The following is a 16,032-nucleotide window of genomic DNA, read 5'->3' on the forward strand; positions in this document are numbered from 1 at the left end:
AGTAAGCACCTTATTTAAAGGTGCTTATTTCCTTTTTAGGATGAGTACCTTACAAAGTTCGATCCTTTGCTTAAGAAATAAGAAAAACAGCTATCGATCTTGAAATTGATAGAAGCCTTTTTAATTGTAGTTAGGGGTTAACTAGGCTTTGGTACAGAGCTTAGTAGAGTCAAGGAATATGTAAGGGAGATGTATGTTCGATGAAGTTTTTATATGTGACCGATACGCATATTCGAGGGACAACACCGAAGAATCGTTTAGATGTCTATGTAGATACGCTAAAAGAAAAATTAGTAGAAGTAGTCGATTTAGCTAATGAAGAGCAGGTTGATCTGATTTTACATGGAGGAGATGTCTTCGATCGCCCCGATTTATCGCCAAATGTGGTTGGACAATTCGCTAAAATATTTATGAAAGCAAATATGCCTATTTATGTAGTAGCAGGTAATCATGATACTTTTGGACATAACCCAGAAACAATTTCAAGAACGATGCTTGGGTTAATGGATTCGTTTGGTGTTATGACGATCATTGATCAAAACAATCCAGTTTTAATTGAAAATGATGGGTTGCGTATTCAAATTAGTGGTCAACCTTACCATTATGATTTAGATCAAAGAGATCCAAAGCTGGATTATTATCCAGCAAATATGACTGAAGCTGATATTTTGATTCATATCGTTCATAGTATGTTAGTTGAAAAGGCTTTGCCTGAAGGGGTTCCACACACCATTATTGATCATATTTGGGGAACGACAGCAGACATTTTATTTACGGGTCATTTTCATGGGGGCTTCGGAATTAAAGAACGGAATGGTAAATATATCTGTAATCCAGGTGCGCTAGCTCGGGTAAATAATCATTGGTCAGAGATAAGCAGAATGCCAAAAGTTGTAATTGGTGAGGTTAAAGGTCGAGACATTTCGTTAAAAGAAGTTACGATTAAATGTGCATGTTTAGGAGAAGAAGTTCTAGATCGAACATTTTTAGAAAAAGCTGTTCATCAAGAAGAGAAGTTGCATAGTTTTGTTCAACAAGTGAAGGAGTCTTCTCGATTTCAATCATTAAATATGAGTGACATCATCTTAGAAATTGCTTCTTTAAAAAATGTAGAAGAAAAAGTAAAACAAGAAGCGCTTCGGAGGATGACGGTCATTGAGGAGGTTTGGAAGGAAGAAGATTATGAATAATATTAAATCTGTTCGATTAGAAAACTTCCAATCTCACTTAGACACGTATGTTGAATTTAGTCAAGGGTTGAATGTGATTGTCGGGCAGTCGGACAGTGGAAAAACAGCGATCTTAAGAGGGATTCGGTGGGCACTTTATAATCAACCTAGGGGAACGGATTTCATACGTGTATCAGGAGATTTTGTAAGAGTGACAGTTTGTTTTGAAAATGATACGGTTATTATTCGTGAACGAACAGGTTCAAAAAATCGTTACACTGTTCAAAGACCTGGTCAAGAAAAACTGGTTCTTGAAGGATTTGGTATTCATGTTCCTGAAGAAGTAATGGCAGCTCATGGGATGGGACATATGCGCATTGATCAAGATAATGAGTTAATGATTCACTTATCTCAGCAGTTAGATGGTCCTTTCTTATTAGAACAAACGAGTTCGATTCGAGCAAAGACACTTGGAAGGATAAGTGGAGCTCACTTTTTAGATATGGCGATTCGAGATACAACAAAAGACCTTTCACAGTTGAATCTTAGAATGAAACAAGAGCAAGTAGTTATCGAAAAATTAAAGGTTGAGCTTGAACCATATGCTAGGTTAAATGAACTAAAGACAAAGCTTATAGAATCTGAGAATAGGATAGAGAAGCTACAAATAAAGGTTAGCAAAAAAGATAAGCTTGAGCTTCTTAATTCAAGATGGCAACAATTAAAACTAGAAGAAGAACGTGCATTGAAAACTAGTCTACTTGTCAATGACGTAGAAAGTTGGCAAAATAAATTGGACCAAATGAAAGTAATGGTTCAACAATATGTGGTGTTTAGACAGAAAAGTAATAGAATGCAAGAATTAAAGCATGCTATTGATATCTGCCTTACTTGGGTAATGAAAACAAAACATATAGAAACAATAAATCAAAAATATGAAAGATCCAAACAAGACTTAACTCTTTTGAAGCAATTGACTTTAAATGTTAAGAGATTAAAAGAGCTTGGTTACTCGATTAAACAAGAAAAGAGCCACATGGAAAAATCAGCATTTGTTGATTCAGTCAACCTTGCTTCAGTGGAAGAAATAGCGAAAAAAAGATTGAAACAAAAGCAGTTACTACACCTAGAAGAAAGAGTACAATTAAATCAAAATCAAAGAATAAAGATTGAACAAGTTTATCGAAAACTACCAGACCTTAAAGAGGTTACTAGAAAACAAGAAACCGTTGAACAAGCGACAGAGCGGTTTTTACGTATTCAATCAATACACGGGCAACTGAAAGATTATCAAATGAGAATACAAGAAGGCAAGCGTTTTGTGGTGAAGCAAACTCAGGAACAAAAAAGGGCTGAGGAAGAATTACAAAAACAATTGCTAGCGGCGGGAAACTGCCCAACATGTGGTCAATTGATTTGTAAGCATAATGAAAACAACTAAAAAGAGGTGTTTAAGATGTCTGTTGAACAACAGTTGACGCAAATAAAAAAGGCGATTGATAAAGCAAGAGATATGCGTTACCGCGCAGAGGCAAAACTTGAAGAACTTGAGAATCAAAAAAGTCGATTATTAGCTGAATTGAAAGAACTTGGTGTGAAACCAGAAGAATTAGATCAGGAAATCCAACGGCTAGAAAAGGAAATCGATTTGTCTTTAAAAGAAACATGGGAGTTGATTCCAAAGGAACTGATTGAAAATGAATAGTCAGCTCGTTCAGTTAGAGCAATTGAAGACTCGGTTTAAGAAAGCTGAAAACAGATGGACACGACTGGATGCCAAAAGAGCATTGCTAGAAGATCAGGTGGCGGAGAAAATCCAAGAGCTAGATTCTTATTTTGAAACGATCGATACGTATGAAAAAGCAAGGGTATTGCTGCAACAGTCTGCAGAATATGCGAGAGAACAAGCGAAACAGCAAATAGAGACATTAGTAACAAATGCCTTACAATATGTGTTTGGTCCGCTGTTTTCGTTTCAAATTGAACTTGAAGAGCATGGGAATAAAGCGGTTGCGGAATTTTACGTAGTATCTGAATACGAGGGTGTAAAAGTTAAGACCAGACCGCAGGATTCAAGAGGTGGTGGTGTAGTTGATATCGTGACTCTTGCTTTAAGAGTTGCTTTGATTGAAACCGTACAACCAAGAAGAGAAGGCCCTCTTCTTTTAGACGAACCTGGTAAACATGTTTCTGGTGATTATGTTCTTTATTTATATGAATTTCTTAAGTCATTGAGTACGATGTTTAATCGACAAATTATTATGATTACCCATAATTATCACTTAGCCCAATCTGGAGATCTTGCTTATGAAGTATCGATCAGAGATGGTATTAGCGAAGTTGCTAAAATTGACAACACTTGACATTAAAGAAAACGAGCTTTAAAATTAACTAGAGTGCGGTAGAGTTTTATGTCATATTTATTTTTTCCGCGATCAAAGGTTATATGCGTTTGTTTTTAATAATTGAGAAAGTATGACAAAATTGAAACCAACAATTAGATAGCAAGGGGAGGTGAAAGAGTATGGGTGATATATTAATCATCTCCATTTTGCTTGTTGTCTCTGCAGGTATTGGTGCAGTTGTTGGATATCTTGTTCGAAAATCCATTGCAGAAGCGAAAATTTCGAGTGCGGAACATGCAGCGAAACAAATTGTTGATGATGCGAAACGTGATGCGGAAGCGAACAAAAAAGAGGCCATTGTTGAAATGAAGGATGAGGCTCATAAAATTCGTACAGAAGCAGAACGTGAGGTTCGTGAGCGTAGAAATGAGATTCAAAAACAAGAGAATCGTTTGGTTCAAAAAGAAGAGATTCTTGACCGGAAGAGTGAAACCTTAGATAAGAAAGAAGAGTCTTTGGATAAAAGGGAGGAATCTCTCACCAAAAAACAACGACAAATTGAAGAGATGGATAGCAAAGTGGAGGAAATCTTGAATAGGCAGCAAGCAGAGCTTGAGCGTATATCTGGATTTTCCCGCGAAGAAGCTCGTGAAACGATTCGTAGTGAGGTCGAGCAAGAGATTTCTCATGAAACGGCTCTCATTGTTAAAGAGCGAATGGCACAAGCGAAAGAAGAAGCTGATAAAAAGGCGAAGGAAGTATTGTCTCTTGCCATCCAACGTTGTTCTGCCGATCATGTAGCAGAAACAACAGTCTCTGTCGTTACATTGCCTAACGATGAGATGAAAGGCAGAATCATCGGTCGAGAAGGTCGTAATATTCGTGCATTAGAGACATTAACTGGTATTGATCTAATTATTGACGATACGCCTGAAGCAGTTATTCTATCTGGTTTTGATCCAATTCGTCGTGAGATTGCTCGTACAGCATTGGAGAAACTTGTTCAAGATGGACGGATACATCCTGCTCGTATTGAAGAAATGGTCGATAAGTCACGTCGTGAAGTTGACGAAGCGATCAGAGAGTATGGTGAACAAACGACATTTGAAATGGGAATTCATGGATTGCATCCTGATCTAATTAAAATTCTCGGTCGTCTTAAATTTAGAACAAGCTATGGTCAAAATGTACTGAAGCATTCTATGGAAGTAGCTCACTTAGCTGGGTTAATGGCTTCTGAATTAGGTGAAGATGTGAAGCTTGCGAAAAGAGCGGGTCTTCTTCATGATATTGGAAAAGCAATTGATCATGAAGTGGAAGGAAGTCATGTTGAAATTGGGGTAGAATTAGCAACGAAGTATAAGGAACATCCAGTTGTTATTAATGCCATTGCCTCTCACCATGGTGATACAGAATCAACTTCCATTATTGCAACACTTGTGGCAGCAGCAGATGCACTTTCAGCTGCAAGACCAGGTGCGCGTAGAGAAACGCTTGAAACATATATACGTCGTTTAGAAAAACTCGAAGAAATATCAGAGTCATTTGAAGGCGTTGAAAAAACCTATGCTATACAAGCCGGACGTGAGGTAAGAATCATGGTACGACCAGATGTCGTCGATGATGTATCTGCTCATAAACTGGCTCGAGATATCACGAAGAGAATTGAAGAAGAACTCGATTATCCTGGACACATTCGTGTAACGGTAATCCGAGAAACAAGAGCGGTTGAGTATGCGAAATAAAGTGGCGATTATCGTCACTTTATTTTTTTTAGAGAATGTTTAAAAAGGTCGCTTTTTACCTTTTTAAACATTCTCTAAGCAATGAGCGAAGCCGATCAAGGTTTTAAGTTTGTTCGAGTGTACTTTTCGGGCAGACGCGCATCGTGTGAAGCCATTGCCGTTTATTAATCAAAAGGTCGCTTTTTACCTTTTTAAACATTCTCTAAGCAATGAGCGAAGCCGATGCAAGGTTTTAAGTCTGTTCGAGTGTACTTCTCGGACAGGCGTACATCATTTAAGACACCCTTCATCTTTTTTCATATTTTAATTTAGGGTTTAGGCATACAGAAGATAAACTAGATATTACTAAAGGAGCATATATGAGAATTTTATTTATAGGTGATGTAGTCGGCTCTCCAGGCCGAAATATGATTAAGGAATATACAATGAAGCTGAAGAAACAGTATAAGCCAACTATTACTGTAATCAATGGTGAAAACGCAGCTTCAGGTAAAGGGATTACAGAAAAGATTTATAAAGGCTTTTTAGATGCAGGTGCACAAGTAATAACACTCGGGAACCACAGCTGGGATAATCGAGAAATTTTTGAGTTTATTGATCATGCTAATTCACTCGTGCGTCCAGCAAACTATCCAGTTGGAGTACCTGGAAAAGGATATACATTATTTAAATACAATCAACTCGAAATTGCCGTTATTAATTTAATGGGGCGGACGTTTTTACCAGCCATTGATTGTCCATTTCAAAAAGCTGACGAAATCCTTGATGAACTAAATGGAAGAACTCCATTTATTTTTGTTGACTTTCATGCTGAAGCAACTAGTGAAAAACAAGCTATGGGGTGGTATTTAGACGGACGTGTATCTGCCGTAGTTGGAACTCATACACATGTTCAAACGGCTGATGAACGTATTTTACCACAAGGAACAGCTTACTTAACCGATGTTGGAATGACAGGACCATATGATGGAATTCTTGGAGTGGAAAAAGAAGCTGTCCTTCATCGTTTTTTAACAAACCTTCCAGTCCGTTTTAATGTTGCTGAAGGGCGAGAGCAATTAAGTGCTGTCGTGATCGACCTGAACCCGAAAACAGGACAGGCAACATCAATTAAACGTATCTTAATTAACGAAGATCATCCATTTTATTCGTAATGAACCTATAAATTTCTTATTTTAGGAATAAGGTTAGGTTTTCTGAAATATGATGAATTAGATGAACATCTTGTACGATTAGCGATTTCTTGCTCGTTATTAGACGACAATCGTAATCATCAACAGCCCACTTATCGTTTACAGAGGAGGTACAAGAAATGGAAGTCTTAAAAGTTTCAGCAAAATCTACACCTAACTCTGTTGCTGGCGCCCTAGCCGGAGTGATCCGTGAACGTGGAGCAGCAGAGATTCAAGCAATTGGAGCAGGAGCGCTCAACCAGTCAATAAAAGCAATTGCGATTGCCCGTGGGTTCGTAGCCCCAAGTGGAATTGATCTTGTTTGCATCCCTGCTTTTACTGATATTAAAATCGATGGGGAAGAAAGAACAGCAATGAAGATAATTGTTGAGCCTAGATAATGGTGTATAGCTGTATGAACCCTACTTACCTTATGTGTAAGTAGGGTTCTTTTTTAAACTCAAACATAGAAACTGTTAATATATACTTGCTTTTTCAAGTGGGAGAGACTATTATAAAAACGTTTACTAGTAATAATATTTAAATTTAGAAAGTCTAGTATTTTGATCGGGAATATGCTAAGATAATATAAATTCAAAAAAAAACTGATTTATTAGATAAGTTAGGGGTGGAAAGAATGAGAAAGCAATTATCATGGAAAGTTGGCGGTCAGCAAGGAGAAGGTATTGAGAGTACAGGTGAAATTTTCGCTTCTGCATTGAATCGTCAAGGTTATTTTTTATATGGCTATCGTCATTTTTCGTCACGAATTAAAGGTGGACATACAAACAATAAAATTCGTGTTAGTACCAAACCATTAAATTCAATTTCAGATGATTTGAATATTCTAGTCGCATTTGATCAAGAAACGATCGATGTAAATATTCATGAACTTCGTGAAGATGGAGTTATTATTGCTGATGCCAAATTCAGTCCTGTTCTAACAGAAGGTTATGATGTACGTTTGTTTGCCGTACCATTTACTGAAATTGCAGCAGATCTCGGTACGTCCCTTATGAAAAATATGGTTGCAGTTGGAGCGTCTAGTGCCATTTTAGGATTAAACCCTGATGCGTATCAAGACGTAGTAGAAGATCTTTTCTTGAAAAAAGGCGCTACTGTTGTTGAGAAGAATATGGAAGCAATTCATGCTGGAGCCAACTATTTCCGCAATGAAGCTGGAGATCAACTTCCAGACTTACAACTAGAACAAGCAGATGGTAAGAAACGCATGTTTATGATTGGAAATGATGCAATTGGCATGGGGGCAGTTGCTGCAGGAAGTCGTTTTATGGCAGCTTATCCAATCACACCAGCATCTGAAATTATGGAATATATGATTGAAAAATTACCAGAATTTGGTGGTACTGTTATTCAAACCGAAGATGAGATTGCAGCTTGTACAATGGCGATTGGTGCGAACTATGCAGGAGTACGTTCATTTACAGCATCTGCAGGACCAGGCCTATCATTAATGGCTGAAGCGATTGGTTTATCAGGTATGACAGAACAACCTCTTGTGATTATGGATACTCAACGTGGCGGTCCAAGTACAGGATTACCTACGAAACAAGAACAATCAGATTTAATGGCGATGATTTTCAGTACACATGGCGATATTCCTAAAATTGTGATGACGCCAAGCACAGTAGAAGAAGCTTTTTATGATACAGTAGAAGCTTTTAACCTAGCAGAAGAATTCCAATGCCCCGTTATTTTAGTGACAGACTTAGCTTTATCTTTAGGTAAACAAACGGTAGAACCTTTAGATTTTAATAAAGTGGAAATTCGTCGTGGATCGCTTCAGCTTGGTGAGGAACTACCTGAGAGAGTAGATGGAGCTTATTATAAGCGTTATGAAGTAACCGAATCTGGTGTTTCTAATCGAGTTATTCCAGGGACGAAAAATGGCATTCACCATGTAACGGGTGTTGAACATGATGAGACAGGAAAACCATCTGAGAGCCCTGAAAACCGAGTTGCTCAAATGGATAAGCGTTTGCGTAAATTAGCAAACTTACCTAAAACGTTTAAGAACCCTCTTTATGTTCAAGCTGATCATGAAGAAGCAGATGTTCTTATTATTGGAGTCAATTCTACTCGTGGAACGATTCAAGAAGCAAAGCCAAGACTAGAAGTGGATGGAATTAAAGTGAACCATGCTCAAATCCGCTTATTACATCCATTTCCAACAGACGCATTAAAAGAGCAAATTGCGAAAGCGAAAAAAGTAGTCGTTGTTGAAAACAACGCCACCGCTCAATTAGCGAATATTATTAAAATGAATGTTGGCGATGTTAAAATCGAAAACGTATTAAAATATGATGGAAATCCTTTCTTACCAGGTGAACTACACCAAACATGTAAGAATTTAATTGAAGCAAGCAAGGAGTTGGTATAAATGGCCACATTCAAAGATTTCCGTAATAAAACAAAACCTAACTGGTGTCCTGGTTGCGGTGATTTCTCTGTACAAGCAGCGATCCAGCGTGCAGCAGCAAATGTTGGTATTGAGCCAGATGACCTTGCTGTTGTTTCAGGTATTGGCTGTTCAGGTCGTATTTCTGGCTATATTAACTCATATGGTCTTCATGGTGTCCATGGTCGTTCTTTACCAATAGCTCAAGGTGTGAAAATGGCGAACCGTGATTTAACTGTAATCGCTTCTGGTGGAGACGGTGATGGATTTGCGATCGGAATGGGACACACCGTTCATGCGATTCGTCGTAATATTGATGTCACGTACATCGTTATGGATAACCAAATTTATGGATTAACAAAAGGACAAACATCACCACGTAGTGACATGGGCTTTAAAACGAAGAGTACTCCAGGTGGGTCAATTGAAGCATCTTTAAATGTGATGGAAATGGCACTTACTGCAGGGGCTACATTTGTCGCTCAAAGTTTCTCAAGTGATTTAAAAGAGTTAACTTCACTAATTGAACAAGGAATTAATCACAAGGGCTTTTCTCTTATTAACGTATTTAGTCCATGTGTTACGTTTAATAAAGTGAACACGTATGATTGGTTTAAGCAAAACATTACGAAACTAGCAGATGTCGAAGAGTACGATCCTAACAATCGTATGAAGGCTATGCAAACATTGATGGAGCATAATGGTCTTGTAACGGGTCTTATTTATCAAAATACGGAGCAACGCTCTTACCAGGAGTTAATTCCTACGTATGATGAAAAGCCGCTTGCTCACCAAGATTTACAATTAGATGAAGCAAAATTCAAGGAAATGATGGCTCAATTTATGTAAATAAAAGTCGATGCTCTATACACGGAGCATCGACTTTTTATTTTTCAAGTATAAAGTTGAATGCTATAGTGTTACCCTTAAATACGAGTCAATACTCTTATGAAAAATGGGCACTGCGATATTAATTATGACTACCACAAGATGGACAAACAAGATTCATTGAGTTTATGTAAAGTTCCACGTATAATGTATAAAGGAAACTTCACTAAAATTCGCTCGAGTTTATGAGCTTTTTATATTTTGGTTGAATGATTGGATGGAAGGAGTTTTATAGATGAATGAAGATCAACGTTTAGGACGTTTAGGAAATACTTCAAAAGCTACAGAGAACATTAAATCGACAAACGATAAATCTAATAAAGATTATAGTATGTATTTTGATTTCTCTAAGGCAAAAGTTATATCAGAAGAAGATCATAAAAAAGTGATTCGAATCGAAGGACGAGAAATTTCCATTTATGATCAGCCGGATTACAAGCAAGGAAAACGTCGTGGGAAAGAAGATATCCAAGTTCTTCGCCCAGATAGCTTGATTCCAGAGGATATGAAGGGAATTGGTAGCGGCAAAAAATTTCTCATTCGGACTTATGGCTGTCAGATGAATACACATGATTCAGAGCATATGGCTGGGCTCTTACTTGAAATGGGCTTTGAGTCAACAGAGGAAACGACAGAGGCAGATGTCATCCTTTTAAATACATGTGCGATCCGTGAAAACGCAGAGAACAAAGTATTTGGTGAGATTGGACATTTAAAAACATTAAAAGTAGAACGCCCAGAACTAATCGTTGGTGTATGTGGTTGTATGTCTCAAGAAGAAAATGTCGTTAACCGCATTATGCAAAAGCATCAGCATATTGATTTGATTTTTGGTACTCATAACATTCATCGCTTACCAGAGCTTCTTCGTAATGCTCTGTTTGGAAAAGAGATGGTGATAGAAGTTTGGTCAAAAGAAGGCGATATTATTGAAAATATGCCTAGATCTAGACAAGGTAAGACACTAGCTTGGGTTAACATCATGTACGGCTGCGATAAGTTTTGTACGTATTGTATTGTGCCTTATACGCGCGGTAAGGAACGAAGTCGCTTACCAGAGGATATCATTGCTGAAGTCCGCGATTTAGCACGACAAGGCTATAAAGAAATTACGTTACTAGGTCAAAATGTCAATGCCTATGGAAAAGATCTTGTTGATCGGAAATATGGACTTGGGGATCTAATGGATGAAATTCACAAAATTGCTATCCCGCGCGTTCGTTTTACAACGAGTCATCCGAGGGATTTTGATGATCATTTGATTTCTGTTCTTTCTAAAGGTGGAAACCTTGTTGAACACATTCATTTACCAGTCCAGCATGGAAATTCTGAGATTTTAAAGCTAATGGCTCGAAAATACACTAGAGAGCAATATATGGAACTAGCTCACAAAATAAAAATGGCGATCCCAAACGCTTCTTTTACAACAGATATAATCGTAGGATTCCCAAATGAGACAGAGGAGCAATTTGAAGAGACTTTATCTCTCATACGTGAAATTGAATTTGATAGTGCATTTACGTACATTTATTCTCCACGTGAAGGAACACCTGCAGCAAAAATGGAAGACAATGTGCCAATGGATGTAAAAAAGGAACGTTTAGCAAGACTGAATGCCTTAGTGAATGAAATTTCAGCGAAGAAAAATTTGGAATATCAAGATCAAATCGTTGAAGTGTTAGTAGAAGGAGAAAGTAAGAAAAACCCAGAGGTGTTAGCAGGTCGGACAAGAACCAACCGTATGATAAACTTTAAAGCACCTAAATCAATGATAGGCCAAATTGTATACGTGAAAGTAACAGAAGCAAAAACATGGTCACTAAATGGTGATTTGGTTGAGATGGCGGAGGTAAAAGGATCATGACAACAATTTATACAAGAGATGATATTCGTTTAAAAGCAAAAGAACTTGCAAAAATGATGGCTGAAACAGAAGAAGTTGACTTTTTTAAAAGAGCTGAAAAACAAATTAATGAGCATTTAAGAGTGCAAGAATTGATTGCCGAAATAAAGAAGCTTCAAAAAGAAGCTGTGAACCTTCAGCATTATGGAAAATCAGAGGCATTAAAAGAAATAGAAGCTAAAATTGACGCATTGCATGAAGAAATTGATTCGATTCCACTAGTGCAAGAATTTAAGTCAAGTCAAGTTGAAGTAAATGAGTTACTACAAATGGTATCAAACACGATTTCTAAAACAGTGACAGATGAAATCATCACTTCTATGGGTGGAGATTTACTTAAAGGGACGACCACGAAGAATCCATATTTTGATGGTGGATGTCAGTAGTAAAAACGTTCTAATTTTAGTCTTTTCGTTTAGAGAATTAAATAGGAACAGCAAAAGACCAATTCCATTAGGATTTGGTCTTTTGCTAATTCATTCTATTATTTATATACGTTTTGGTAGTAATGATGTTGAAGACTTTTTTCGATGACGAAAAGTAGTTCATCTCGATTTTTAAATGAATTAGACTTTTTTAACACCTAATTTCAGCTGTAGATTCTAATAGTGATTCTAAACTCATATAGATGGATTAAGAGGTTATTTGGCCAAATTGTTATTGGTACAAAGATTGAAAAAAGCAGGTAAAACAATTCATGAATTAAATCTTTTGGCAATAAATCTTTTAGATTTTCGGGAACTTTTAACGATTCATGTACTAAACTTTGTAATCGCGACATATCGTGATACAGATAACGCTTTGCTATCATCTTTATATCTTTTTCGCACATTGGTTATTCGCCCTGCATAGGATGACAGTGAAGCATTTGGCGGAGCGAATTAGGCATGAGAGCCGACACGAGCGACCGACAACTCGATATGATATGAGAAAAAGGAGGGTTTTGTTTCATGTCTCAAAAATTTAACTATCGTGAGATTATTACAAAAGCGGTATGTGGAAAAGGTCGTAAGTTCTCTGAAGCAACTCATACGATTAGCCCTTCACACAGACCGACAAGCATTCTTGGCTGCTGGATCATCAACCACAAGTACAGTGCAGAAAAGAAGGGCGACACGGTTGTGGTGCAAGGTAGCTATGACATTAACGTATGGTTTTCGTATAACAAAAATACAAAAACAGACGTTGCTACACAGACAGTTACTTACTCAGATGCAATTCAACTTACAATGCAAGATTCAAACATTCTTTCAGATGAAATGGATGTCATTGCAAGAGCGATTCAACAACCGAACACGCTTGAAGCAACCATCTCTGAAAATGGAGCAAATGTTGATGTGCAAGTAGAACGTGAATTTATTGTAGAATGTATTGGAGAAACAAAAGTAGCAGTAGCCGTTAATCCAGATGGTCTGTTAGAAGATATTCCTGCAGCTGAGCATGATGATGTTAGTGATGAGGAATATGAGCGTCTTGATCCCAATTTTCTTCACAGCGAATTTGATAAATAAGACAAAAGAGCAAGCCAAAAGTGGCTTGCTTTTTTTATATATTCGCACTGTAGCCGACAAAAGAGTGAAGCGAGCTTTATAATCGCAATTCGTTTGCCAATCTCTTTTTGTCCTTATGGAGGACATACGAAAAAGGTAAAAATCAACCTTTTTTTCAGCATCCTACCAACTAGAGGGAGTTTATCCCTAATGCGAGTTTTAGAGAAGCTATGCTATAATATAAGAGATTAATATTGTACGGTGGAGGACAAAAATGGCAGAGATTACCCCAATGATGAAGCAGTATTTAGAAATAAAGGCCCAACATAAGGATGCCTTTTTATTTTTTCGCTTAGGTGATTTTTATGAGATGTTTTTTGATGATGCCGTTTTAGCGGCACAAGAATTAGAGATTACGTTAACTGGTCGAGGACAAGGAGAAGAACGGATTCCGATGTGTGGAGTACCCTATCATTCGGCTGATCAATATATGTCCCGTTTAATTGAAAAAGGATATAAAATTGCTTTATGCGAACAGGTTGAGGATCCTAAACAAGCAAAAGGTGTTGTTAAGCGTGAGGTCGTAAAAGTACTAACTCCTGGAACCATGATGTATGGAAACACGATTAAAGAAAAGGAAAATAATTACTTAGTGGCGTTAACGAGATTTAATGAAACTACTTACGGTGTAGCTAGAACGGATCTGACAACTGGTGAGTGCGCGGTTACGCTTATTCACGGTGATCTTGATGAAGTAATCCAAGATATCGCAAGTTCTGGAGCGAAAGAACTTGTCGTCGAAACTGAATTAGATTCAAGTGTTTTGAAAAGAATTCAAGAAAAATGTCCGGTCACCGTATCGTTTGAAAATGAAACAGATCTTCACGAAGAATATCGTCATTTAGTACAGAATCTACATTCTGATCAGTTGATCATGAGTTTTGCGAGGCTTATACAATATTTAACTCGTACACAAAAGCGAGCATTAGGTCATTTACAACAAGTGATGCATTACCAAAACAATTCCTTTATGAAAATGGACACGCATACGAAAAGAAACCTTGAGTTAACAGAGTCTCTAAGAGAAAAGAAAAAGGCTGGCTCCTTACTTGCGATTGTTGACCAAACGGTAACAGCAATGGGAGGAAGACTAGTTAAAAATTGGATTGAGCGTCCACTTATTAATCAACAAGAGATTGATGAGCGTTTAACACTAGTGACAGCGTTTAAAGAATGTTATTTTGAAAGAGAAGAATTAAGAGATGAGTTAAGACATGTCTATGATCTTGAGAGATTAGCCGGTAGAATTGCTTATGGAAGTGTAAATGCTCGTGAGCTTGTTCAATTAAAGCGTTCATTACAAAAGACGCCTCTATTAAAAGAGTATATAAACAAGATCGCACCGACGTTTGTAGATCGTTGGTTTAGTACAGAACTTCAGGTTGATGAACTAATTGATTTACTTGAGCGGAGCTTAGTAGAAGAGCCACCGATTTCTGTAACAGACGGAGGGATGATTCGTCCGGGTTATCACAAAGAGCTCGATACTTATCGAGATGCAAGCCTAAACGGAAAACAATGGATTGCTGAATTGGAGAAAAAAGAGAAAGTGGCAACCGGTGTTAGATCGTTAAAAATTGGGTTTAATAAAGTGTTTGGTTATTATATTGAGGTCACAAGAGCGAACCTTCATTTACTTCCTGAAGGTCGGTATGATCGTAAGCAGACGTTAACAAATGCAGAGCGTTTTGTAACTCCCGAGCTCAAGGAGAAAGAAGCTCTTATTTTAAATGCAGAAGAGAAAATGGAGCAACTTGAATATGACTTGTTTGTGATCGTTCGAGAGGAAGCTAAACAATACTTGGAGTATATTCAACAACTTGCTCATGCAATTAGTGAGATCGATGTTTTAGCAGGGTTTGCTTCTGTAAGTGAAAAGAGACATTATGTGAGACCATTGTTTTCAGGCAAGCGGGATATTGATATTGTCGACGGTCGGCATCCTGTTGTGGAAACGGTGATTGAAAAGGGTCAGTACGTAGCCAATGACGTGCAAATGCATGAAGGTAGAGAGATGCTGTTAATTACAGGACCTAATATGGCAGGTAAAAGTACGTACATGCGTCAATTGGCACTACTCGCGATTATGGCGCAAATTGGTTGTTATGTTCCAGCAACCTCAGTGAGACTTCCTATTTTTGATCAAGTGTTTACAAGAATAGGAGCTGCCGATGATTTAGCAAGTGGGCAAAGTACATTTATGGTTGAAATGCTTGAAACAAAATATGCGCTAACAAAAGCAACAGAAAACAGCTTGATTTTACTCGATGAAATAGGGCGGGGAACTTCAACATATGATGGAATGGCGTTAGCACAAGCAATTATTGAGTATATTCATGATGTAGTACGGGCTAAAACGCTTTTCTCAACTCATTATCATGAGTTAACCCAACTAGATGAAACATTAGATGATTTACAAAATGTACATGTGTCTGCAGTTGAAGAAAATGGAGCTGTCGTATTCTTGCATAAAGTAGTGGATGGACAAGCCGATCGAAGTTACGGAATTTATGTAGCTGAACTCGCACAACTTCCTTCCCAAGTAACAGAGCGAGCTGAAAAACTGCTTAAACAGTTTGAAGAAACAACAGCAACAATTAAAGTTCAACAACCAGATGTAAAAGAAGAACAACAACTTTCTCTTTTTATTGATGAACCAGATCAACCTGTATTAGTAAAGGAACGTAAATCAAAGGTTGATGTGTCAGAGCAAGAAGAAAAAGTCCTGAAGAAGCTAATCAAGAAAGATGTGTTAAATATGACACCAATCGAAGCGATACAATTCATTAATGAGCTGCAACGGTTGTTAAAATAACGCTTGATTAAAAAACAACAACTATA

Annotated in this window: 13 protein-coding genes; all 13 read left to right on the forward strand. The window is 37.5% G+C overall.

What is annotated here, in order from left to right:
• The first annotated feature begins 200 nt into the window (after nt 1-200).
• The 13 genes from LDX58_RS05685 (at nt 201) to mutS (ending at nt 16,006) form a co-directional block, all read left to right on the forward strand.
• Nucleotides 201-1,190, forward strand: coding sequence for a metallophosphoesterase family protein (locus tag LDX58_RS05685; RefSeq protein WP_227935876.1), 990 nt, complete (start codon nt 201-203; stop codon nt 1,188-1,190).
• Entirely contained in the window at nt 1,183-2,610 is a 1,428-nt protein-coding gene (locus tag LDX58_RS05690) for an AAA family ATPase (RefSeq protein ID WP_227935877.1), read from the forward strand. Before LDX58_RS05685 ends, LDX58_RS05690 begins: the two co-directional genes overlap by 8 nt.
• 15 nt (nt 2,611-2,625) lie before the next feature.
• Nucleotides 2,626-2,874, forward strand: coding sequence for a hypothetical protein (locus tag LDX58_RS05695; RefSeq protein ID WP_227935878.1), 249 nt, complete (start codon nt 2,626-2,628; stop codon nt 2,872-2,874).
• Nucleotides 2,867-3,532, forward strand: coding sequence for an OLD family protein (locus tag LDX58_RS05700; RefSeq protein WP_227935879.1), 666 nt, complete (start codon nt 2,867-2,869; stop codon nt 3,530-3,532). Before LDX58_RS05695 ends, LDX58_RS05700 begins: the two co-directional genes overlap by 8 nt.
• Before the next feature lie 161 nt (nt 3,533-3,693).
• Complete coding sequence (gene rny, locus LDX58_RS05705; protein WP_227935880.1) at nt 3,694-5,259, forward strand: ribonuclease Y; 1,566 nt, start codon at nt 3,694-3,696, stop codon at nt 5,257-5,259.
• Nucleotides 5,260-5,618: 359 nt separating this feature from the next.
• Nucleotides 5,619-6,413, forward strand: coding sequence for a TIGR00282 family metallophosphoesterase (locus LDX58_RS05710; RefSeq protein ID WP_227935881.1), 795 nt, complete (start codon nt 5,619-5,621; stop codon nt 6,411-6,413).
• 158 nt (nt 6,414-6,571) lie between these two features.
• Complete coding sequence (locus LDX58_RS05715; RefSeq protein WP_227935882.1) at nt 6,572-6,832, forward strand: stage V sporulation protein S; 261 nt, start codon at nt 6,572-6,574, stop codon at nt 6,830-6,832.
• Between the two features lie 236 nt (nt 6,833-7,068).
• A complete protein-coding gene (locus LDX58_RS05720) occupies nt 7,069-8,832 on the forward strand; it encodes a 2-oxoacid:acceptor oxidoreductase subunit alpha (RefSeq protein WP_227935883.1) in 1,764 nt (587 codons plus the stop codon).
• Nucleotides 8,833-9,699 (forward strand): 2-oxoacid:ferredoxin oxidoreductase subunit beta, encoded by an 867-nt coding sequence (locus tag LDX58_RS05725; RefSeq protein WP_227935884.1) that lies wholly within the window; start codon nt 8,833-8,835, stop codon nt 9,697-9,699. It begins immediately after the preceding gene.
• Nucleotides 9,700-9,973: 274 nt separating this feature from the next.
• Nucleotides 9,974-11,602, forward strand: coding sequence for a tRNA (N6-isopentenyl adenosine(37)-C2)-methylthiotransferase MiaB (gene miaB / locus LDX58_RS05730; protein WP_227935885.1), 1,629 nt, complete (start codon nt 9,974-9,976; stop codon nt 11,600-11,602).
• Nucleotides 11,599-12,027: a YlbF/YmcA family competence regulator gene (locus tag LDX58_RS05735; RefSeq protein WP_227935886.1), complete on the forward strand. Its 429-nt coding sequence runs from the start codon at nt 11,599-11,601 to the stop codon at nt 12,025-12,027. Before miaB ends, LDX58_RS05735 begins: the two co-directional genes overlap by 4 nt.
• A 564-nt stretch (nt 12,028-12,591) precedes the next feature.
• Complete coding sequence (locus tag LDX58_RS05740) at nt 12,592-13,152, forward strand: outer spore coat protein CotE (RefSeq protein ID WP_227935887.1); 561 nt, start codon at nt 12,592-12,594, stop codon at nt 13,150-13,152.
• A gap of 253 nt (nt 13,153-13,405) precedes the next feature.
• Entirely contained in the window at nt 13,406-16,006 is a 2,601-nt protein-coding gene (gene mutS, locus LDX58_RS05745) for a DNA mismatch repair protein MutS (protein WP_227935888.1), read from the forward strand.
• Nucleotides 16,007-16,032 lie beyond the last annotated feature (26 nt).

The sequence above is a fragment of the Alkalihalobacillus deserti genome (assembly GCF_020734105.1).
Taxonomy (GTDB): Bacteria; Bacillota; Bacilli; order Bacillales; family Bacillaceae_D; genus Halalkalibacter; species Halalkalibacter deserti.